This is a genomic window from Wolbachia endosymbiont of Folsomia candida (assembly GCF_001931755.2).
Classification (GTDB): Bacteria; Pseudomonadota; Alphaproteobacteria; order Rickettsiales; family Anaplasmataceae; genus Wolbachia.
On sequence record NZ_CP015510.2, the window covers coordinates 505,139 to 525,566 of the forward strand.

Below are 20,428 nucleotides of genomic sequence, written 5' to 3' on the forward strand. Positions count from 1 at the left end.
TTTCCTATGAAGCCAGTGCTTTAATTCTCCTGATTATAAATATTAATTTACTTAAATCAAGTTTAGAAGCAACCATCTCATCTAAAAAACTACTATAACGTTCTATGTAATCTTTGTCATTATAAGCCCAAACTTTAATATTATCCTCTGTGTTATCAGTGGATTTTATAACTTTAACAGTCAGCTTGTGGTGATAGTTACTTAAATCATCCAACGAATCATTAATTAAGCTGCGGTTCCAATAAGAAGAAATACCCTTCATTTTAATAGCAATTTCTCTGATAAGATCAAATTTCAACAATGATTTTAATTCAAAATATATTTTACTAACATCAAGTATAGGTGTAGATGTTTGTTCAGAAATAGATATAACGTCCAATGCATAAGTGAGAACACACAAGTTAGCAACTTTGCTTGCCAGAGTTTCATTTATTTTAAGTTTCAGTAAAGACTCCAGTTTACAATTATAAGTTTGTAATAATCTTTCATCTAAAATCCCAGTCAAATTCTTACCTAAAGTTTCAATTACATCATGAAACTTTATAACATCACTTAACTCTATAAAACCAAACTTATCAAAGTTTCTCGCTAGCCAAAATGACACTCTACCAATAAATTTTTGTACGTTTTTAACTATCTCCAAATATGAATCAATGTCTATCTTTCCATCTAATTCATCAATTTCGCTCCATAGAATATCCAGATTATATAAGTGATTTATCACAATATATATATTAACCGCTTCATTCATGCTAATTCCTGCATTCTCAACTAGATTATTGATGAATACACACCCCATCCTATTTACAATATCATTTGCAATACAAGTAGAAATAATTTCTCTACTAAGCTGATGCCTTAATATGTAGTCTTTAAATTGACTAATCATTTTTTGAGGAAAATAACTTAATAAATACACCTCAGATGAAAAGTCTTTTTCTGGTATATCAGAATTTATAATCTCATTTTTTATGCTTGTTCTAGCATAAGACATCAAAACAGAAAGTTGAGGAGAATTTAAACCTATTGGCTCGGCTAACATTTTTGCTATTTCTTCATCATTTGGAAGAAACTCTATACCACGATTTAGAAGTCCAGGTTTTTCAAGATTAAGAATTAATCTGTGATGCTGTTCCAACCTTTCTTTAGCTTGCAAACACTCAAGAAGCAATGCTTTTGTTTCAATCCTATTATGATTCTCAAGCACATTGGATGCAACTTCGTCGACCATACTGGCCAGTATTTCATTCCTTTTTTCTAAAGAAAGACTATTTTCCTTCATAGCAGAAACAAATGCTATCTTAATATTCACTTCTAAATCGGAACATATAACCCCAGCTGAATTATCAACAAAATCTGCATTAATATACCCTCCTCTTTCAGCGTATTCTATCCTTCCAAGTTGAGTACAACCAAGATTCCCTCCCTCTATAAACATAGATGCCCTAATATCTTTACCATCCACCCTTAATTCATCGTTTGCTTTGTCGCCAACCATGCTATGACTTTCACTATTTGCTTTAACAAATGTTCCAATTCCTCCATTCCATATAAAGTCTACTTCTGCTTTTAATAAATATTTTATCAAACTACTTGGAGGTAATGTTTCTTCTTTTATACCAAAAGACTTTTTCATTTCTTGGGAAATGCTTATGGATTTGCTACTACGCTCAAATACTCCGCCACCCTTAGAGATCAGATCTTTGTTGTAGTCCACCCAAGTTGAAAATGGTAACTCAAAAAGACGCTGACGCTCCACAAAGCTTTTTTCTACATTGGGATTTGGATCAACAAAAATATGCATATGATTGAATGCACCGATTAAATGTATGTTTTTTGAGAGCAACATACCATTTCCGAACAAGTCGCCAGCCATATCTCCGATTCCAACAACAGTTACATCTTGGTAAATATCTTTGTTCATTTTCCAAAAATGTCTTTGTGCTGCAATCCAAGCACCTCTAGCTGTGATACCCATTTTCTTATGGTCATATCCAGCTGATCCACCTGATGCAAATGCGTCATCAAGCCAAAAGTTATATTCAGCGGCTATTTGGTTAGCATAATCAGAAAACGATGCAGTTCCTTTATCTGCAGCAACTACCAAATATGGATCATCTTCGTCATACCTAATGACATTCTCTGGCGGAATTACTTTACCATCAACTACATTATCAGTAATATCTAGCATGCCTCTGATAAAATCCTTATAGCATTCAACACCTTTCTCTCTTAAAGTATTTTTATCTTTATAAACTTGCTTTATTATAAACCCACCTTTTGCGCCAACAGGAACAATAACCGCATTTTTTGTCATCTGAGCTTTCATGAGTCCCAAAACTTCTGTGCGAAAATCTTCTGTTCTATCTGACCACCTTAATCCACCGCGTGCCAATTTCCCACCTCTTAAATGTATTCCCTCAAAGAGGTTTGAATATACATATAGCTCACGGTATGGACGAGGTTCTGGCAAATCATTAATTTTACTTGAGTCAAATTTTATAGAGAGATAATGCTTATCATCTTGATAATAACTGGTCCTCAAAATAGCCATTATTAAATTGAACATTGAGCGAAAAACATAATCATGCGACACATTGCTAATCTCTTTGAGAAGTTCCTCAATTTTTTCTTTAAAAATCTCTGTAGTCTCTGCTCTATCAACATCTATACTTGGATTAAATCTTGAACGAAATAGCTGTATAAGATACTTCACTATTTTAGGATATTCCGAAACTACCTTCTGAATGTATTCTTGATTATAGCTAAATGATGTCTGTTTTAAATAAGCACTGAGTGTTCTAACTAGAAGAACTTCTTTCCATTTGAGCCCAGCTAAAATAATCAGACTGTTAAAATAGTCATTTCTAATTTCTTTTCTAAATACTTTAGTAAGTGTTATTTCAAATTGCTCTTTTAGAGTAATGTTATTTGCTAGCTCATCAACCCTTGATAATACGAAGTGATGTATCCAAATTCCACCGTTAATTTCTATGTAGTAGCCATTATGGGATAGAATTTTAGCGCCTAAATTCTTAGTAATTCTTAATATCTTTGATAACCCAAGTCCGCCATGATTTGAGGTATATACTTTTAGCTGATAATGAAGATTGTCCTTAGTAAGCCTTAAATCCACCTCGCTAGTACCGTTTTTCCTCACTATTTCCAACTTTTTCATGTCGTAATACGCTTCCTGAGGTTCAAAGTTTGCCTGATAACTGACTGGAAATGCATTGCAATAGCGGATGAATATATCCTCAACGGTACTAAAAGTATGATATAAATTATCTATAAAACGATCTTCCCACTTTTCTGTGATATTTCTCAGCTTATTCTCTATACGTAAAACTTCGCCATCCAGAATTTCTGAACTGCTAGTTTTGAGTACAATATGCAGCTTCATTAAATCATATTCATTGATAATATGATGATTATAAATCTCTGAGCTTTCAGCATTTATTTCATCCTTTAATATGTCTCGTATTTCAAACATTAACCTAGCACTAGCATAACGCATTGGAATTAACACTATACAGCTAATAAATGCTCCTACACTTCTTAAAAACAACTTGACCCTTGGCTTAATTGCAAGGGACATGATTGAGATACAAATCTTAAATAACTCATCCTCATTAGATTGGAACAGTTCATCACAAGAGAACACTTGTAAAATAGAAATCAAAGCTTTATTGTTGTGGCCGCCTATTACAAACCCAGCCCTTTTTTCTATTGTTTTAATTTTGTCTTTAATTATTGGAATGGTTCTGATATCTTGAACTTCAGCTACAGAAGTAAATAAACCAAAAAAACGTTTTTCCTTTATTAACTTTCCTTGATTATCAAATTCTTTTATCCCTATACAATTCATATATGTACGTCGATGGACTATCGAGATTAGATCTGATCTAAATATATACAAAGAACCCAAATCCTCAGATGAAATCGATGCATTTTGATACTCTTCACTTGCTCTCATCAAACCAAGATTCTCTTTGCTACTTGGAACTATCTTCCCATCTTTATCTGCAACACATTCTTGATAACCTAAAAATACAAAATTATTATTTTGCAGCCAACTTAGAAAGTCTTTTTGCTCCTGATTTTGCTCTGGCGTCATTCCAGTTGGGATGGCAGAAAGACTTGCCTCATCAAGCTTTTGCAGCATTAAGTGCCAATCTTTAACAGAGCAATTTACTGCCCTCAGGGTTTTTTGTAGAGATTCTTTTAGCGTATCAACAAAACTGTCACTTATGCCCTTAATTATTACATATATAACTGACTCTTTTATACCGCCATTTTCTTTGAGTGGGCAAATGTCATCAATTAATCCACCTTTTCTTTTAACATTGATTATGCTGTTACTATAATAGCATATTGTTAAATTGTGTGATTTAATACTAGCAATCACAGAGTCAACCAAGAATGGCATATCATCATTTACTACCTTAATCGTAGTAAAATTTCCATCTATCCCCGGTAAATCATTAATATTACATACCGTTAATTTGCTTTCATCTTTTTCTTTTTGAGAAATGAAATCATAGGAATCTTTAGCAATATATAGAAGAAATTTATCATTGATTTTTAGGTCACTATTATAAACAAAATTATAGAAATACTTAATAAACTCCTTAAGCTTTTCATTTCCTTGCTTGTCAACTAGCTTAAATAAAGACTCAGTAACTCTAGTGCTAATATTATAATCTACACACATTTTTCAAAATAAAGATACACAATAAACTTAAACCTTTTTAACTAAGATTTCATTATTAAGAGTGTATACTATTAGATTATCATTTTCTACTACTTCTCATGCTAAAATTTTGTAGATGTTATCTTAGTGACAGAAGGCACAAAGGCCCGTGTTATGGCCTTGTGAATTGATTTAGTTAAAGAGCTTGAGCAGCTGCTTGAGGTTGCTTGATGCTTGGTGTATCAAGGGTTTTGCTTACAGCGCTATTTTCTAGTAGATCTTTCTGTATGTATAAAGCAATCGGCTTAGCGATAAGTGCAACTGACGCAATCACAGCTGCAGAAATTGTTAATGCTAAACTTAATTCTGCCACAATACAATAAACTAATATAATAGATGCAATTCCTGCGATCGGAAGCGACGCCTTATTTACAAATTTTGTTAACTGTACTTTGCTTGCAAATTTTGCTGGTTTCTTTCCTTCAACCTCTTTATCAATATCCATTTTCCGAACTACATCCATTTCACCAGTGTTTTTATCATCTTTCACTGCAGGTGTTATAGGTTTTTTATCAACTATTTTGGGTTGTTTATTACTTGTAGGTTGTAAATTGACATGTTGATCAGAAATCTCTGGATTTTCTATAATATCTTTTGCAGGTATTATAGGTTTTTCATCAACTATTTTGGGTTGTTTACTACTTGTAAGTCGTAATTTGACATGTTGATCAGAAGCCTCTAGCTTTCCTACGTGATTTACTATGTGGTTTATTATCAGCCTAACAATTGCTGCACTTTTCTTATCAGCAAGAGCTAGTGGTGCATAGCCATAGTGATCTTTAATATCAACTTTAGCTCCATAATCAATAAGAAGTTTTACTGCATCTAAATTCCCTTTTTCAACAGCTATATGTAGTGGTGTATAGCCATACGCAGCATCAGTACCTTTTCGACCCAAAACATTTCCTTTTACTTGTGCATTCACATCAGCTCCGTATTCAATAAGAAGTTTGGCCATTGTTAAATCTCCTAATGCAATAGCACAATGTAATGGAGTACACCCGTCATTTCCAGTCACACATCCGTCACCATAACTGTCCATGACTTTTACATTTACCTTTGCTTTATATCTAAGAAGAAGCCTTGCCATTTCGAGATCTTGTGCTTCAACAGCAAGATATAATGCAGTGCGTTTGCCGCCATGCGTAAAGAGCATTTCTGCATCCGTAACCGCTCCATTTTTCAGTAGAACCTCTACGATCTTTTTATCTTTTTGCATAACAGCAAAATGTAGTGGAGTAACATTATGAAAGTGAGGAGGAATTCCTACATCTATACTTGCATATAACTTTGGTTCTATTGTAGCATTAGGATCAGCACGACCTCGAATCAATTTGCTAGCTAGACTTGAATTTCTTGTCTTAATAGCATGAAAAAGCTGCTCATTTAGTTTTATTTCAGTCATAATTAACTCTTATAAATTTTCAATATTTATCAATAATATTAATATGTTTACCGATAAATGTCAAGTTGATTGAGGATTTCTCACGAGATTTTATTAGCAACTTGCTTCGCGGCGGGCTTCACACCTTCTCTTATCACGCTCTTTTCCAGCAGGCCTCATGAATCAACGTGTGGAAGTAAGTTTATGTTAACTAAAATGTTATATGCCTTATAAAGTATATTTTTAATAGGTGTGTGTAAATCATGAAAATCAATTTATCTGAGGAAAATAGTAAAAGGGTATTATCTGGTACAAAATGGCTTACTAATGCTGGTCAGAACTATTTTACTTCACTGAATGACAATCAGGCAAGTAATGCTAAACCAACTGGTTCTGTAAAAAAAGTTGTTAATACTATTTTGTTAGTGCCTATTATTGTGCCTACTGTTCTAACAGTGTTATCTTTTGGTTTTGTCATGTTACTTTTGAATGCTGTGAATGCTCAAAAGAATGACTCTACATTATCTAAAATAGCAAAAGGTACGGCTAAATTGTTAATTTACATTGCCGCTGCTGTACTTTTAATCACATGTATAATATTAAATCTAGTAATTTCACTTATACCATTCCTTATCTTTCTGGCTATCAATAAAGACATCTTTAATCAAAAAAGTGTGAATATAGCAAGCAATCAAGGCCAAGCAGTAAATGAAGTTAATATAAATGATGAGGAAGAGTACAATCAACGTATTGAAGAAGAAGTTGGCAGGTTAGAGCAACAGAATAATGGTGACACAGAACAATATCAACAAGTATACAGTCAAGCGTTAGTAGGGAGTGGTCAGCTATACAATCAACCAACTGTAGAAGTAATATCTCGAGAAGTAGTAGGTCCACAAGCTATAGATCAAACTGTTATAGCAAAGCGTATAAATAGTGATGATATACGAGATGGTAAAGCAATGATACGCACAGCTGGAAATGATCGTAGTGTAACAATGAAAGGAATTGTAACTGGAGATATTCCTGACCAAGAAAAAGGTTTTGCTACTGGTTTTAGCTTTGAGTGTGAAACCATTGAAAAAGATGGTAAAGTAGAGGGTGTAGATTTTCAATTTGGTATGAGTATGCGTACTGGAGATAATCAACAAGAAGCAACACAAGCACTAATGCGAAGTAAATCAGTACGCACTATGCTATAGCTAACTAAAATAAGCTTTCCCTAGACTGGATTTTATGATAATAAAGGCATGTTGAATAAAAAGCAGAGGTTAAAAATGCCAAAACCATACAGCGAAGATTTACGTGAACGTGTTTTAAAAGTGGTAGATGAGAAAAAAATGAGCATGAAAGCTGTGAGTGAGATGTTCAGTATTGACAGAAAAACACTGTATTGGTGGAGAAAAAGAAGGGAAGAAACTGGAAGCGTAAAGCCAGCCTATGGCTACCAAACAGGTCATAGGAGCAAGATTAAAGACATGGGCAGTTTTTTTAAATTTCTGGAAGATAATCAAGATGTTACGACTGATAAAGTAATTGAAAAATTTGGGAATATGTGCAAAGAGACAGCATACAATTATCTAAAAAAAGCTGGCTATACATATAAAAAAAACCTTTCTTTATCAAGAGAGAGATGAAGGAAAACGTAAAGAATTCAAAGAAAAAGTAGCTAAAATAAACAAAGAAAACCTGGTATTTATAGATGAATCTGGAATTGATGACAACGAATTTTACGCATATGGATGGGCTCCGAAAGGGAAGAGATTGTTTGCTGAAAAACCTGCATTTAAGAAGAAAAGGATCAGTATTATTGGAGCTTTAAATCAGGGAAAAGTTGGTGCACCATGTGCATTTGAGGGATATTGCAACAGTGAACTTTTTGAGGCTTATGTTGAAAATATACTAATTCCTGAATTGAAAATTGGACAGACAGTCATCCTTGATAATGCAAGCTTCCATAAGTCCGTAAAAATTAGAAAACTGATTGAGAATGTAGGGTGTAACGTATTGTTTTTACCGCCATATTCACCGGATTTGAATCCTTACTTTTACCCATAACTTTGAGAAGTTATTATGTGAAGCATAACCATGCTCTCTCTAAGATTTTCATAGCCTCGCCATAGAGTCATACTTCCTGGTAAATTATCACCTTTTCTATTCATAAACCCACCTAATTTTCCTAACCAAATAATAGCTTGTTTTATGTTTGGAGGTTCTTCGGGCAATGTGGCCACTTGATGCTCACGTATGTAAAGAGCTTTCCACTCTTCATTGCTTAGAACCTTAGTGCAAGCCTCCATAGGATGCGATAAAGCCACTTTTGTTAAATATAAAATTTTAAATGTAATAATGCTCTTTATAGCAATTAATTTCTGTAGCCTTTCCTTTGTAGTTAAACGAGAGCTTTCTATTTTACATCCTGATTTTAAAATTCTAAAGTATTCTTCAATTTTCCATCGTAGCTTATACCAATTTATCCTTTCTATGGCATCTAAAGTGCTATTAACTGGTACATTAGTTAACAAAGTCCAATCGATAGCTTCAACTCCTTTAGGAGGATCCATTTCCTTTGCGCTTACCACATATACAGCGACTTTATCACTTATTTTATGTGCTGTATCTTTTGACCCATAAATGTAAGGCGCTCTGATAGGTATATAGCCTTTCATATATTTTACTTCAATATTTGCTTTTCTTGACTTCTGGTGCCCGTTTTTAGCAACTTCCAAGACGATTTTCTCTTTTACCGGAAGTTGAGCTATGCGTGTTTGCAAATCTGTTTTTCCCTCTTCAGTACAGATAAATTTTCTATTAGCTCGGTTACGGATTACATAAAAACTACCCAATGATTCAGCTATCCATAAAAATTTGAAGATATCTGCTTCCCTATCACCAAGAGTGACAAGTTGTACATCTTTGGAAACGTTATTTATGGTTTCTTTTAGTGCTGCTATCCACTTATAACTTTCTTTCTCCTCTATAGAAGTACGGTATTTCCTATTTGCTTTTTCTTTTGCTGTTTCTTCTTTTCTAGCGGGACGCGCCCAGCACTGTTGAGAAGATAAACCTAAAGGTAATCCTTCTTTACTGACCATTAAGGCACTATGCAGCAGCAAACCCTTTTTATGCTTTGTATAAGCTTTAGAAATACTGCCTAGCCCTTTGGTATTTATATGAGAGTCAAAATCCAAATAACTAGTATCTTGGATTGAAAATATAAGCTTATTTCCTTTTATCCTTTCCGCTGTTTCTTTATGATGAGAAGAATAAATTTTCTCGGCCTCAAGCTTTTCATTACTAAACAACCTGTACGCGCCCTTAGCTTCTTTCCATCCACCACAACTTTGATTAATTGATCCAGATGCCTTACGCTCTATAAGATAACTTGTTGTAATAAGCCTCTTATTAAGCCTTATATCTCCCAGATTAACATGTCTCAACTCTCTTTCTAGCCATTTGTCCCCTAAGCTATCAGTATATTGCGTATTTGTATTTACTCCGTACATTTTTAAACCCTTTATCAAATATATGAATTTGCTATTTTACTAGCTTTTTTATATTTGTGGGTAAAAGTAAGATTTGAATCCAATTGAGCATTTTTGGTTTGCAATTAAACATGCTGTGAGAAAAATACTGCCAATTTTCTGGCCAGATGTTAACGCTGCTATTGATTTTATTTTTCAAAAATCGGGGAAAGCTTATCTGTGTTAGCTATATCATCTCGTAATGGTGGATTATCTATAGAACACCCTGGTAGTTCACAACAAAAGTAATACTGATTGATTTAAAAGAAGTTATCACTTTACTAGTGGTAAAGTGATGCCATATTGATTCATATATTTCCCTTTCATGACGTCATATGATTTTTCGCATTCACCTTCACCTTTTAAAAACACAAATTGGCATGCTCCTTCATTAGCGTAAATTTTTGCAGGAAGTGGAGTAGTATTTGAAAATTCTAATGTTACGTGGCCTTCCCATCCAGGCTCCAGTGGTGTAACGTTTACTATAATTCCGCATCTTGCATAAGTTGATTTACCAACACAAATCACTAAAACATCTCTTGGTATACGAAAGTATTCGACTGTGCTTGCAAGTACAAAACTATTTGGTGGAATTATACAGACATCTGTTTCTTTATCTATAAAACTATTTTCAGAAAAATTCTTAGGGTCCACAATAGCTGAGTTAACATTAGTAAAAATCTTAAATTTATTGTCCACTCTTGCATCATATCCATAAGATGAGAGACCGAAAGATATCACACCTTTACTACTTTTATGATTAACAAAAGGCTTTATCATTCCAAAATTTTCAGCTTTTTCTCTTATCCATTTATCTGGCATAACTGCCATAATAATCCCTTAAAACCACTTAATATACAATAATATGAAATAAAACTTAAATGTAAACTATTGTCCTGAATGATACCATAATATCTTAATAATCTTGACAGATTATGTAAAATATCATAACATAATTATGTAACTAAAGTTGTGAGGTCAATATGGTAAATGAATACATAGAATTGTGGACTGAGAAGCATGGAAAACGTCATTGTGATTATGTTCTTTCACACATGAATGTCAAACAATTTGATGAATTAGAAAAGTTAGCAGAAAAGTTAGCTAGGAATATAGTTTTTGATGGTAAAAGGATCAAAAACATTAAATTAAAGCAAGATCATTTATCTTTATCAATTTTTACATTTTTTTCTGGAGTGATAGTCTCATTTTTTTCTCTATTTATGCCAGTATTTTTTAAAAATGGTTCCGTTGTAGGATCTGCGTTTGGTGCATTAACAATTTTTATATCTTCGATAATAAATTGTGGAATTCTTGTGAACATAAAAGGATTGGAAACATCTATACACTCAAAACGCGATAGACAAGCATTATCTACTCAAGAATATGAAATAGATAAGGTTAAAGATGAGTTGGTAAAGCTAATTAGAAGCTATACATGCTATGCTCCATATGCTTGCTCTGCATATGTGAAGTATTGTAATACCAAGAATTTATCTAAGCTAATGGAGCATAAAGGCCGCTCAAGTACATCTAGTTCACATACAAGAGAAGATCGAGAAACTCTAGCTAACGAAATATTTTTTGAATACAAATGCTATCAAGGGATTAAAGTTCATAAACAAAGTAGAAATTTATCATTAAAAAAGCTTTTTGCTGGCTTATCCCTTATATGCCTCTCGTTATTGTGTGATAAATGGTACCAGAACAGTACTATCCAAGAACTAAGAGCAAGCTACGTTCCAACCATAGTAAGTTGTGTTGGTGCATTCATTGCAGCTCATTCAATTTTATGGTATTTCTATGATGATATTTCCCTACGCGCTTTAAAGAAAGATCAACTAAAGGATCTAAAATATAAGCTATTTAGCCTAGCAATTGAAGAAGAAGTAGGTCCGCTTAGCTCAGAAATTGAAGTTTTATCTGCTATTAACAGAATGCATGAGGAAGCTCACTGTTCTAATAGGCCATGTGAACAAAATTTTAGGTAACCATATAGAATACTACTAAAAGATCGACTGCAAAGGAAGTGAAGATAAAATTTTGCTAAATCCACAACTTTTTCACCTAATAATTTTTATATCAATACAATTCTAAGTCTTGGTAATTACATAGTTCAGTTTATATATTTTTTTATCTCAGCAAGGATCTTATCAGATTGACTTGCATCTGAGTCTAAATCAGCTGCAAAATGTGTAACATACTCTTTATTTGGACCAATTAGGTAGACTATTGAAGAATGATTAATTTCCTCTTCTCCATTAACTTTACTGGCGTATACTTTATATTTTGCAATCACTTCATCTATTTTTTCTCTTTCACCAGTCAGCATCTGTATTCTATGGTCAAATTGCTGCTGAAATTCTTTAAGTTTTTCCACGCTATCACGCTCAGGGTCAACTGTGATAAAAAATGTTTGCAGTTTATCGTTAATTTTCTCATCCAATTTTGCCAGTGTTTCAGAAATTATACCAAGATTCATAGGGCAAATTCTTTTACATGAAGAAAATCCGAAGAAAATCATCATATACTTATCCTTTATATCGCTACTCTGCACAATTTGCCCGTCTTGGTTAATTAAGGAAAAATCTCCACCTATCTTAACTTCTGTTGCTGCTGGAGCAAATATACCTTTGTTAGTGAAATAACAATAACTCAAAAAAACAACCGCTAACGCTATTAGGACATTAGACGACAATCTTATAAACTTCAGCATTATGGGACCCTTTAAGTAAAATTATATTATATCTTACTTATAACTTTGTTCAATAAACTTCTTTTGAAACTCTACTTTTGTGGGCAATTGAATTGTCATCCGTGTAAAGGTCAACTAATTCGATGACAAAAATGTTAAGATAAAAGAAACATTTTTGAGGGAGTTAGGTATGAGAAGAAACACAGAAGATAAAACTTTAGAGAGAAATTACCAAAGTAAATGGAGATTTTTGATCAAAGAATATGAGCAAACAAAGGCAAAAAAGCATCCATTTTATAGATTTGTAGGCGATTTTTATCACGCTAATGGAATCAACAGACAAACATTCTGTAAATATTATAATAGGTATAGAAATAGCGGATTAGAAAAAGAGTTTTTACCAAGAAAAAGAGGTCCAAGATGGGAAAGTAGAAGAACAGATATTGAAATAGAAAAAGCAGTTATAGAGGAGCGGAAAAAAGGGATAAATAAATATGAAATTTGTGCTATACTAGCAAAAAAGTTGGGCAACAAAACACCTTCTCCATCTGGTATATATAATATTATTAAGAGAGCCGGCATGAATAAGTTGAGCACAAAAGAAAAAGAGGTGAAGAGAAAGATAATCAGGGAAAAAGCTGGAGAACTGGCGCATATAGACTGTCATTATTTGAGTAAAGATATGATAATAAATGAGAGCAAAAGATACTATTTAGTGTGTGTAATAGACGATGCAAGCCGTATAGCATGGGCAGAAGTTTTAGAAAATATTCAGAGTCTGAATGTAATGTTTGCAGTGCTCAGATGTTTTAATTATATAAAGCAAAGTTACAGTATTCAGTTCAAAGAAGTAATGACAGACAATGGACCAGAGTTTGCATCAAGAAGTAATTTGGATGGACATCCATTTGAAAGAATGTTAGTTGAAATTGGCTTAAAGCATTTATATACAAGGCCATATAGACCACAAACAAATGGAAAAGTAGAGCGCTTTTGGCGGACTTTAAATGATGATTTGATTGAGGGAACAACGTTTGAGACCGTTCAAGAATTTAAGGATGAATTGTTTAGATATTTAATTTATTACAATGAACACAGGCCGCATCAAGCTCTTGGAGGTATTACTCCTTTGAGCTTTTTGCAAAATTTGTCAATGAATTAGTTGACCTTTACAATCCCAGTGCGTGACAGGCTTTGTTGCATAGCTAGTTGGCATCAGGTAGTATATGATAAGTTCATGAGGCTACCTGAAATTTAGCCATACCTATATCAGTAAATTTATTCAGCAAATAGCACTTGAGTAGCAGTTCCTTCTCACGATTAACCTCAGATTTATTCCTAAAACTAAACCCAAATATTTGCTTTAATCGCGAAAAGAATGCTTCTATGTAGGATCTTTTTCCATATCCTACCTCCTTTTTCCATTGCTTTATTTTCTCTATTGTATCTCCATCAAACGATCTTATTAACCTAACTGCAGTATTTCTTTGGGCCATATAATCCAAATTCTGATGCTCTACTGCATCAATTTTTGGTGGTATTTTCGTTTTTATTCTAAGCTTGTAACATTGCTGATAAATCATGGCTCTGTCATATGCACCATCTGCATATAACGTTTCTATTTTACCATAATCATTTTTCATCAGCTTACTAGCTGCCCAGTGGTCAGGATAATATAGTTCAGTGTATTTTAAATCCATAACTTTTTTGCTGCTTATATCTAACATTACATGCATTTTTCTTGCTTGTTCTCTCCCTCTGTATTGTCTCACTTCATTATTTTTTTTGTTATGGCCAGCAGTAGTGTTATAGATGCCAATACCAGTGCTATCTATAGCAATTTCAATATTTTCCATATTATTTTTATCAACCCTGTTGTCATTAATCTTAATATTCAGTTTTTTAAATCTTCTTGAGGCCTGTGAATAGCTGATGACTTGTAGGCTTTTTCCTATTTGCTCGAGGTATCCTTTTATAAATCCTACCGTTTGCCTCAGGCCAATCCTAAATAGATAAGTTATTATATGAACTAAAATCACAACTTTATCGGTGTAAATATTATTGCCACCTGCTACTTTTGGTCTATTTTCGTGCCAATTTTCAATGGCGTCGTTGATGTAATGAAAAATATTTCCCCTTTCTTGAAGAAATTTGTTATATTCACTTTGGTTACTGACTTTCATTTTGACTGGCATATTTTTCCTTTGGCGGTTAAATGGCCATTTTATAATGAATTTAGTCAGTAACTTCCAGCTTTTTTCTCCCTAGCTATGCAACAAAGCCTGCGTGACACTGGGATCTAGGTTTTATGGGAAATTACACTATTTATATACTTGCAATGGAAAATCGATTTAGTTGCAAGAAAAAATCAAGATTAATATGATTTATATTGTGAAATTAAGAAAGATCCCAGTGTCCGCTACTCGGATGACAGGAGTATGGGACGTCAAAATTATCTTTGAAACACAACGTTTGTGCAGCTATGCAATACCCTCCGGTTTTCTGCTCCGTGTGCTTCTAGCACTTACCTGTCAAAAGCGAGTTAGCAGAAGTTTAGTGACAAATGCTTAAAATTGCTTAGGTTTTATTCGATAAACCTTATTTACTTTAGCTATAAAGCAACTATATACTTTATTAATTCATATAGACGAAGATGAATAAGAAAGAAGTTACAATATATACAGATGGAGCGTGTTCTGGTAATCCTGGAGCAGGAGGATGGGCAGCTATTTTATTATTTCAGGATAACAGAAAAGATGTATATGGTAGAGAAGAAAACACTACAAATAATAAAATGGAGTTAACAGCTGTGATCAATGGACTGAAATCGTTAAAAACTTCTTGTAACATTAGTCTATATACAGATAGCCTATATATTAAGAATGGCATAACAGAGTGGATAAATAAGTGGAAGGTAAATGGTTGGAAAACGAGTAATAAAAAACCGGTAAAAAATATGGAATTGTGGAAAGAGTTAGATCACGTTGCTTCACAACACAAAATTAATTGGAAGTGGGTTAGAGCACATAATGGTGATCAATATAATGAGGAGGCTGATAGTTTAGCGAGAAAAGCAATAATCGATGCTTAAAAAAATCATTATATTATTTTCTATACTTTTACCTTTCATATTCTGCCTTTTTATTTTTTTTAAAGGTGAAGATGCTTTAGAAATAAATATTAGCTATATTGATTTTTATGTAAAGAATAAAATATCGAAAATATTTGAGGGCTCAGATGTTAATGCAGAGAACACTTCTGTTATTTGGCAGAAAGATGCGAAAGATCCATATTTAATCGTTACAGATTTGGTGATAATAAATCCTGATTTTACTATAAAAATTCCTAAGCTTTTTGTACATTTTAAGTTAAGTTCCTTATTTAAAGCTAACACAAATTTCTCTCAAGTTTTAGCTGACAACATTCATGTATATACGCGACCAACTACTATAATTCCTGGACGTGACCAGCAAAAAGAAGAAGTATGGATCACAAGTAGTCAAGCTACTCAAATGACATCTGCTTATATTAGAGAGTTCTTTTTTGGCTTAAATGCAGGGTCAAAAATTGAATTTACTAACATTGCAATCAATAAAGGTACGGAAGGTGAATTTTTTGTCGATAAATTATATATAGGCAAGAGAGAAGATTCTAATGTTTTAGACATCAATATTCAAACAAAAGATAAAAAAAGATTGCTGGATGATTTATCCATTACTATAAAAAATCGCAATAATTTACTAAATATATATGGGACATTTTATGACCTAAAATTGGGACTATTTAGCGAATTATCTACATTAGTAAAAAGTTACAATTTGGATGAAAATATAGGATTTAAAGGAAATTTTTCACTGAAAATTAATGAAAAGAATGAGATCATAGATGGGAATATATATGTATTAAATACAGAAAGTAAGGACTTGATTCCAAATAGCGTAAATATAAATTTAATATATAGTAACAAAATTATTAGCGTAAAAAACTTCCATTTCAAGCTAAAAGACACGTATCTCTCTTTGATTGGTAAAATGAACTTTAATACTAATCATGCCTTAATGAGAGTGAATATTAGCAAAATTGCTGCAAAAGACTTATGTGTTTATGTACCGGGTGGCGTAGTAAATGATGAATTTAAGAGTTGGTATTGTGACAATATTGATGGAAATATTTTAAACACAATTATAAGTTTCAATGGTAAAATTAATAATTTAATTGATGATGATTTATCAGATGTCATAATTGTTGCTGATATAGAAAATGGCAGCGTAAAATTTGACGAAGATTTTGAACAAGTTAAGGAATTAAATGGTGAATTGATTCTCAAGAATAACAATCTTAAAATTGCTGTGAATAGTGCTAAATTTCAGAATTTTACTATTAATAATAGCGATATTGAAATGAACTCTCTCAATAAGGAGAATTCAGTCTTAACCATTAATGGCAAAGCTGTAAGTGATGCTTATGCTTTATACGAGCCTATAAAATTTAAGCTAGATGACGTTATCACGACCGAAAGAGATAAAGTGAGTGGAATGGCAAAATCTGTATTCAATTTTCGAATTTTCAATCTAAATGCTGACGACAAAAAAGTAGATTTTTCAGCCGATTTCCACTCTGAAATTGATGATTTAACTATTTATAATGCAAGTCTTGGTGAATATGATATTAAGCTTAATTTTGGTAGTGATTTTATAGATTTAAATGGTAGCGGGATGGTGAATAATACACAACTGCTATTTGACCTAAAAAGCAGCAATAAAAATGAGCGTTTTGCCTGGAATTTGATAGGAGATTTACCTTCGAAAATATTTAACCTTGATGAAGGCATTAGTGGTTATGTGAACGCAAATATAGAATCAGTTATAAATCAAGACAGAACTGGGCATATTAATGGTAATATAGATTTATCGGAGCTAGAATCACACTCAAGTTATTTAGGATGGAAAAATCATTTTGAAGATCACAATAAAGTTGCATTTGCTGTAAAGTTGAAAGGTAAGGATAAATTATCACTGGATCAGCTAGATGTTACGGGAAGTGATTTAGATATAAAATTGAGTGGAAAAGCAGAAAATGGAAATCTATATTTAAACTCTAGTAATTTTCAACTACCGGATAATGATTTTAGTATAGAGGTTAAGTCTGATAAAGAAAAAAATACCATAACCATTCACGGCGAGAAAATTAACTTGAGCGATATTTTGGATTTACTTACAAAAAGTAATGGTCGATCAAGCGGTGACATAGAAGTCGATGTGAAGGTTGACAATGTAATTATGAAAGAAGGGATTATTATCAAAGATGCTAAGCTAAATATTACATGTATTAAAGGTGATTGTAATGGAAGTCAATTTACTGGGCAGTTCTTGGAAGATAAAAGCAATATACTAGCGGAATATAGTGGAATAGGGCTAGAGATATATTCTGATAATTCAGGGATGCTCTTGCGTTCCTTTGGCATTAGTAAATCGTTTAAAAACGGTAAACTGTCTTTTTATCTATCCCCTCAAAGAAAAGGTAAAGAGCATTATGGCATGTTATCTATTAGTAATTTTTATATCAAAGATGCTCCACTACTTACTACTTTATTATCGATGTCTTCACTTCCTGGTATTGTAAATGCTATAAAAAACGAAGGTGTATACTTTTATAAATGTAATGCACCTTTTTCATATAAAGATGGCACTATTAAAATTGAAGAATCTTGGCTTGAAGGGGCAGAGTTAGGCATTAGCACCCGTGGTACGCTTGATATTAAAGGTTATAAATTTCAGGTTGAAGGGCAGGTAATACCAGCATATTCAATTAATAAGTCTCTGCTCAGGATACCAATAATTGGAAAACTTCTTACAGGTGGAAAAAGCAGAGGGATTGTCTCAATAGACTATAAAGCAAGTGGTGATGATAAAAACAGCAGCGTATTTGTTGATTTTATCTCTTCGCTAACACCAAGCCTATTAAAAAGAGTGCTTGGAGTATTTGATCGCATTATGACAAAAACTAATAAAACTATAGCAAGTTATATACCTGGGTAGGCAGGCTTGAAGAAACATGGCCTTTTTGTGTAGCGAAAATTGTTATATAGTACTTCGTAAACTTAGCGCATGTGGCGTACACACATACCTAATTTCTACCTTATGTATATTACATTTTTTCTGAGTCTTTTTTTATATGTGGGATTCTATGCATAAAATCTTATATTTTTACCATCCGCGATTCTTGACCATAAAAGTTACGCCACAAACGTCCCTGAGTTTTCTAAAGCCAATTTTCTCGTAAACGTGAACTGCAAGAATATTTCTTGTGTCAGGATCAACAAATGCATCGTCAAAAACTTTAAAGACAAATGCACCTAAAAACAAATTCAAAACTTCTGAACTAATTCCTTGACCTAAATAATTCGGCTCTCCAATATACCAATCTATAACAGCAGTGCTGCCTTTTGGAATCCACGAAGTATCATAGCCTTTTTCAGGTGGAAAATCCTCCTGGTCATAACATTGAATATAACCAGCATCAACTCCATTAATAGTGATAATAAAAGCATATATTGGTTTTTCAATTACTTCTGTTGCAAGTTCCAAACGTTTAAATCCTTTAATGTAATTACCATATTTTTTCTCAATTAACTCTGGTGTCCATTTTATGTTTTTGCTCCACCACTTTTTCACATGAAGTGCTTCTAACCATTTTAATAAAAGTGGGAAATGTTCTTTAGCTAGTTTTTTAAAAGTGATGACTTCATTCATAATTAAACCCAATACAGAATACAGCGCATCAACAGTATATGCATATTGTTTCGTTTTAATATAAAAAACTGATGTTTTACAACAAAGCAGTTGCGTTAGAAGTGGATCCAAAGATGAAACGCTTCCTCAAAATGTGTGATTTTTCAATCACACATTTGATGAGAGTTTTTACCTACGTAATATTTCTTGAAGCCTTTCTATTACTGTTTTGCTAATATGACTTCGTGGCTGAAGTGATAGTTGTTGCAACCTTTTTATTACTGTTTCGTTAACATTGCTTCGTGGCTGAGCTGCTTTTTCTAGTATATTAACCATTGCTTGATAATCAGTATTGTGAGGGCAGTAAATTCTAATAATACTTGATCTAGCAAGCTCCAAAACTGTTTTGCCTTTATCTGTGCAAGCATTAACATCAGCACCTTTGTCTAATAATAGCTTTACCATTGCTGAACTACTATTATGCGAAGCAGCTATATGAAGTGGTGTATAGCCGCAAATTGTTCCACTTTCAATATTTGCTCCACGTTCTAAAAGAAGCTCAGCAACTTCTGTCTTACCATTTAAGGTAGCGTTGTGAAGTGGTGTATTTCCTTTTTTATCTATATCATTAACATCAGCACCTTGATCGATCAATAATTCGGCAACTTTCGTATAACCACATATAGCAGCAATATGAAGCAAAGTTGTATGATCCTCATATTTACCATGATCAGAAGTTACTGATTCCGATATATCACAACTAACTCTAGCGTCAATAATATTAGGATTTTTATCTAAAATAAGTCTGAGTTGTTTTATTTTTTTGTCCTCTGTAAGTTTTGGGTGGTGCATAATAGTTACAAATTCATAAATAGCTAGAGCATCAATACCATATGCTTTTTCTAACAGTAGCTTTACCATTGCTTCATGAGAATATAATGCAGCTTTACGAAGTGGTGTATGACCATAAAGGTTTTTTTTCAATATTGATGCCCCATGTATTACAAGTAACTCAGCCACTTCTTTCTTATCGTTTAAGGCAGCGTTATGAAGTGGTGTGTTTCCATGTTTGTCTATAGTGTCAACATCAGCACCTTTCTTGATCAATAATCGTATAATTTCTGTGTAATTCCATCGAGTAGCAAAGTGAAGTAAAGTTGAATTATCATAATATTGATACTCAGGCGTTATTACTGAGTTCCATATAGCCTTGCTAATTTTAGCATGAACAATATTAGAATCTCTTTCTAAAATAGATTCTAGCTGTGTAACTTTTTCACTTTCTGCAAGTTCTGGATTGCAAATAATGCTTGCAACAAGTTTTATCAAATCTCTTGGCAT

The 20,428-nt window shown here is 33.0% G+C and carries 15 protein-coding genes; 7 read left to right on the forward strand and 8 right to left on the reverse strand.

Going from position 1 to position 20,428, the window contains the following annotated elements; all coding sequences use genetic code 11:
* Window positions 1-4: 4 nt before the first annotated feature.
* Both ASM33_RS02295 and ASM33_RS02300 read right to left on the reverse strand, forming a co-directional pair.
* On the reverse strand, window positions 5-4,714 hold the full coding sequence (locus tag ASM33_RS02295; protein ID WP_110409224.1) for an NAD-glutamate dehydrogenase: 4,710 nt from the start codon (window positions 4,712-4,714) through the stop codon (window positions 5-7).
* Window positions 4,715-4,889: 175 nt separating this feature from the next.
* Window positions 4,890-6,158 carry an ankyrin repeat domain-containing protein gene (locus ASM33_RS02300; RefSeq protein WP_110409223.1) on the reverse strand — a complete coding sequence of 423 codons (1,269 nt, stop codon included), beginning with the start codon at window positions 6,156-6,158 and terminating at the stop codon, window positions 4,890-4,892.
* A 242-nt stretch (window positions 6,159-6,400) separates the two neighbouring features.
* Between ASM33_RS02300 and ASM33_RS02305 the strand changes: the two genes are divergently transcribed.
* From ASM33_RS02305 to ASM33_RS02315, 3 genes are all read left to right on the forward strand, one after another.
* The gene (locus ASM33_RS02305; protein ID WP_110409222.1) at window positions 6,401-7,339 is read left to right on the forward strand and encodes a hypothetical protein; all 939 of its coding nucleotides are present in this window, start codon (window positions 6,401-6,403) and stop codon (window positions 7,337-7,339) included.
* Between the two features lie 75 nt (window positions 7,340-7,414).
* On the forward strand, window positions 7,415-7,774 hold the full coding sequence (locus ASM33_RS02310) for an IS630 transposase-related protein (protein ID WP_157956363.1): 360 nt from the start codon (window positions 7,415-7,417) through the stop codon (window positions 7,772-7,774).
* Complete coding sequence (locus tag ASM33_RS02315; RefSeq protein ID WP_237342968.1) at window positions 7,740-8,195, forward strand: IS630 family transposase; 456 nt, start codon at window positions 7,740-7,742, stop codon at window positions 8,193-8,195. Before ASM33_RS02310 ends, ASM33_RS02315 begins: the two co-directional genes overlap by 35 nt.
* Here the strand turns inward: ASM33_RS02315 and ASM33_RS02320 are convergent.
* Window positions 8,186-9,661, reverse strand: a complete 1,476-nt coding sequence (locus ASM33_RS02320; RefSeq protein ID WP_157956338.1) for an IS4 family transposase — start codon at window positions 9,659-9,661, stop codon at window positions 8,186-8,188. The two genes, ASM33_RS02315 and ASM33_RS02320, sit on opposite strands and share 10 nt — an antisense overlap.
* A gap of 273 nt (window positions 9,662-9,934) precedes the next feature.
* On the reverse strand, window positions 9,935-10,492 hold the full coding sequence (gene dcd, locus ASM33_RS02325) for a dCTP deaminase (protein ID WP_110409218.1): 558 nt from the start codon (window positions 10,490-10,492) through the stop codon (window positions 9,935-9,937).
* A 152-nt stretch (window positions 10,493-10,644) separates the two neighbouring features.
* On the opposite strand from dcd, the gene ASM33_RS02330 reads away from it, so the two are divergent.
* Window positions 10,645-11,652 carry a hypothetical protein gene (locus tag ASM33_RS02330; RefSeq protein WP_110409217.1) on the forward strand — a complete coding sequence of 336 codons (1,008 nt, stop codon included), beginning with the start codon at window positions 10,645-10,647 and terminating at the stop codon, window positions 11,650-11,652.
* A gap of 125 nt (window positions 11,653-11,777) precedes the next feature.
* Here ASM33_RS02330 and ASM33_RS02335 read toward each other — a convergent pair whose 3' ends face one another.
* Window positions 11,778-12,377, reverse strand: a complete 600-nt coding sequence (locus ASM33_RS02335; protein WP_110409216.1) for an SCO family protein — start codon at window positions 12,375-12,377, stop codon at window positions 11,778-11,780.
* 154 nt (window positions 12,378-12,531) lie between these two features.
* Here ASM33_RS02335 and ASM33_RS02340 point away from each other — a divergent pair, with 154 nt between their 5' ends.
* Entirely contained in the window at window positions 12,532-13,518 is a 987-nt protein-coding gene (locus ASM33_RS02340) for an integrase core domain-containing protein (protein ID WP_157956349.1), read from the forward strand.
* A 73-nt stretch (window positions 13,519-13,591) separates the two neighbouring features.
* Here the strand turns inward: ASM33_RS02340 and ASM33_RS02345 are convergent, their stop codons facing one another.
* On the reverse strand, window positions 13,592-14,551 hold the full coding sequence (locus ASM33_RS02345) for an IS5 family transposase (RefSeq protein ID WP_110409214.1): 960 nt from the start codon (window positions 14,549-14,551) through the stop codon (window positions 13,592-13,594).
* Window positions 14,552-15,009: 458 nt separating this feature from the next.
* On the opposite strand from ASM33_RS02345, the gene rnhA reads away from it, so the two are divergent.
* Both rnhA and ASM33_RS02355 read left to right on the forward strand, forming a co-directional pair.
* Window positions 15,010-15,447: a ribonuclease HI gene (gene rnhA, locus ASM33_RS02350; RefSeq protein ID WP_110409213.1), complete on the forward strand. Its 438-nt coding sequence runs from the start codon at window positions 15,010-15,012 to the stop codon at window positions 15,445-15,447.
* Complete coding sequence (locus tag ASM33_RS02355) at window positions 15,440-18,394, forward strand: YhdP family protein (RefSeq protein ID WP_110409212.1); 2,955 nt, start codon at window positions 15,440-15,442, stop codon at window positions 18,392-18,394. Before rnhA ends, ASM33_RS02355 begins: the two co-directional genes overlap by 8 nt.
* A gap of 168 nt (window positions 18,395-18,562) precedes the next feature.
* On the opposite strand, the gene ASM33_RS02360 is transcribed toward ASM33_RS02355, so the two are convergent.
* Together ASM33_RS02360 and ASM33_RS02365 are read right to left on the reverse strand one after the other, a co-directional pair.
* Window positions 18,563-19,108, reverse strand: coding sequence for a GNAT family N-acetyltransferase (locus tag ASM33_RS02360; protein WP_110409211.1), 546 nt, complete (start codon window positions 19,106-19,108; stop codon window positions 18,563-18,565).
* 168 nt (window positions 19,109-19,276) lie between these two features.
* Window positions 19,277-20,428 carry an ankyrin repeat domain-containing protein gene (locus ASM33_RS02365; RefSeq protein ID WP_110409210.1) on the reverse strand — a complete coding sequence of 384 codons (1,152 nt, stop codon included), beginning with the start codon at window positions 20,426-20,428 and terminating at the stop codon, window positions 19,277-19,279.

Excerpts from the sequence above, each read along its gene's own strand:
- ASM33_RS02330 (WP_110409217.1), top strand. The coding sequence starts at position 10,645 with ATGGTAAATGAATACATAGAATTGTGGACTGAGAAGCATGGAAAACGT.
- ASM33_RS02305 (WP_110409222.1), top strand. The coding sequence starts at position 6,401 with ATGAAAATCAATTTATCTGAGGAAAATAGTAAAAGGGTATTATCTGGT.
- dcd (WP_110409218.1), bottom strand. The coding sequence starts at position 10,492 with ATGGCAGTTATGCCAGATAAATGGATAAGAGAAAAAGCTGAAAATTTT.
- ASM33_RS02300 (WP_110409223.1), bottom strand. The coding sequence starts at position 6,158 with ATGACTGAAATAAAACTAAATGAGCAGCTTTTTCATGCTATTAAGACA.
- ASM33_RS02365 (WP_110409210.1), bottom strand. The coding sequence starts at position 20,428 with ATGCCAAGAGATTTGATAAAACTTGTTGCAAGCATTATTTGCAATCCA.
- ASM33_RS02295 (WP_110409224.1), bottom strand. The coding sequence starts at position 4,714 with ATGTGTGTAGATTATAATATTAGCACTAGAGTTACTGAGTCTTTATTT.
- ASM33_RS02355 (WP_110409212.1), top strand. The coding sequence starts at position 15,440 with ATGCTTAAAAAAATCATTATATTATTTTCTATACTTTTACCTTTCATA.
- ASM33_RS02335 (WP_110409216.1), bottom strand. The coding sequence starts at position 12,377 with ATGCTGAAGTTTATAAGATTGTCGTCTAATGTCCTAATAGCGTTAGCG.
- ASM33_RS02310 (WP_157956363.1), top strand. The coding sequence starts at position 7,415 with ATGCCAAAACCATACAGCGAAGATTTACGTGAACGTGTTTTAAAAGTG.
- rnhA (WP_110409213.1), top strand. The coding sequence starts at position 15,010 with ATGAATAAGAAAGAAGTTACAATATATACAGATGGAGCGTGTTCTGGT.
- ASM33_RS02360 (WP_110409211.1), bottom strand. The coding sequence starts at position 19,108 with ATGAATGAAGTCATCACTTTTAAAAAACTAGCTAAAGAACATTTCCCA.
- ASM33_RS02345 (WP_110409214.1), bottom strand. The coding sequence starts at position 14,551 with ATGCCAGTCAAAATGAAAGTCAGTAACCAAAGTGAATATAACAAATTT.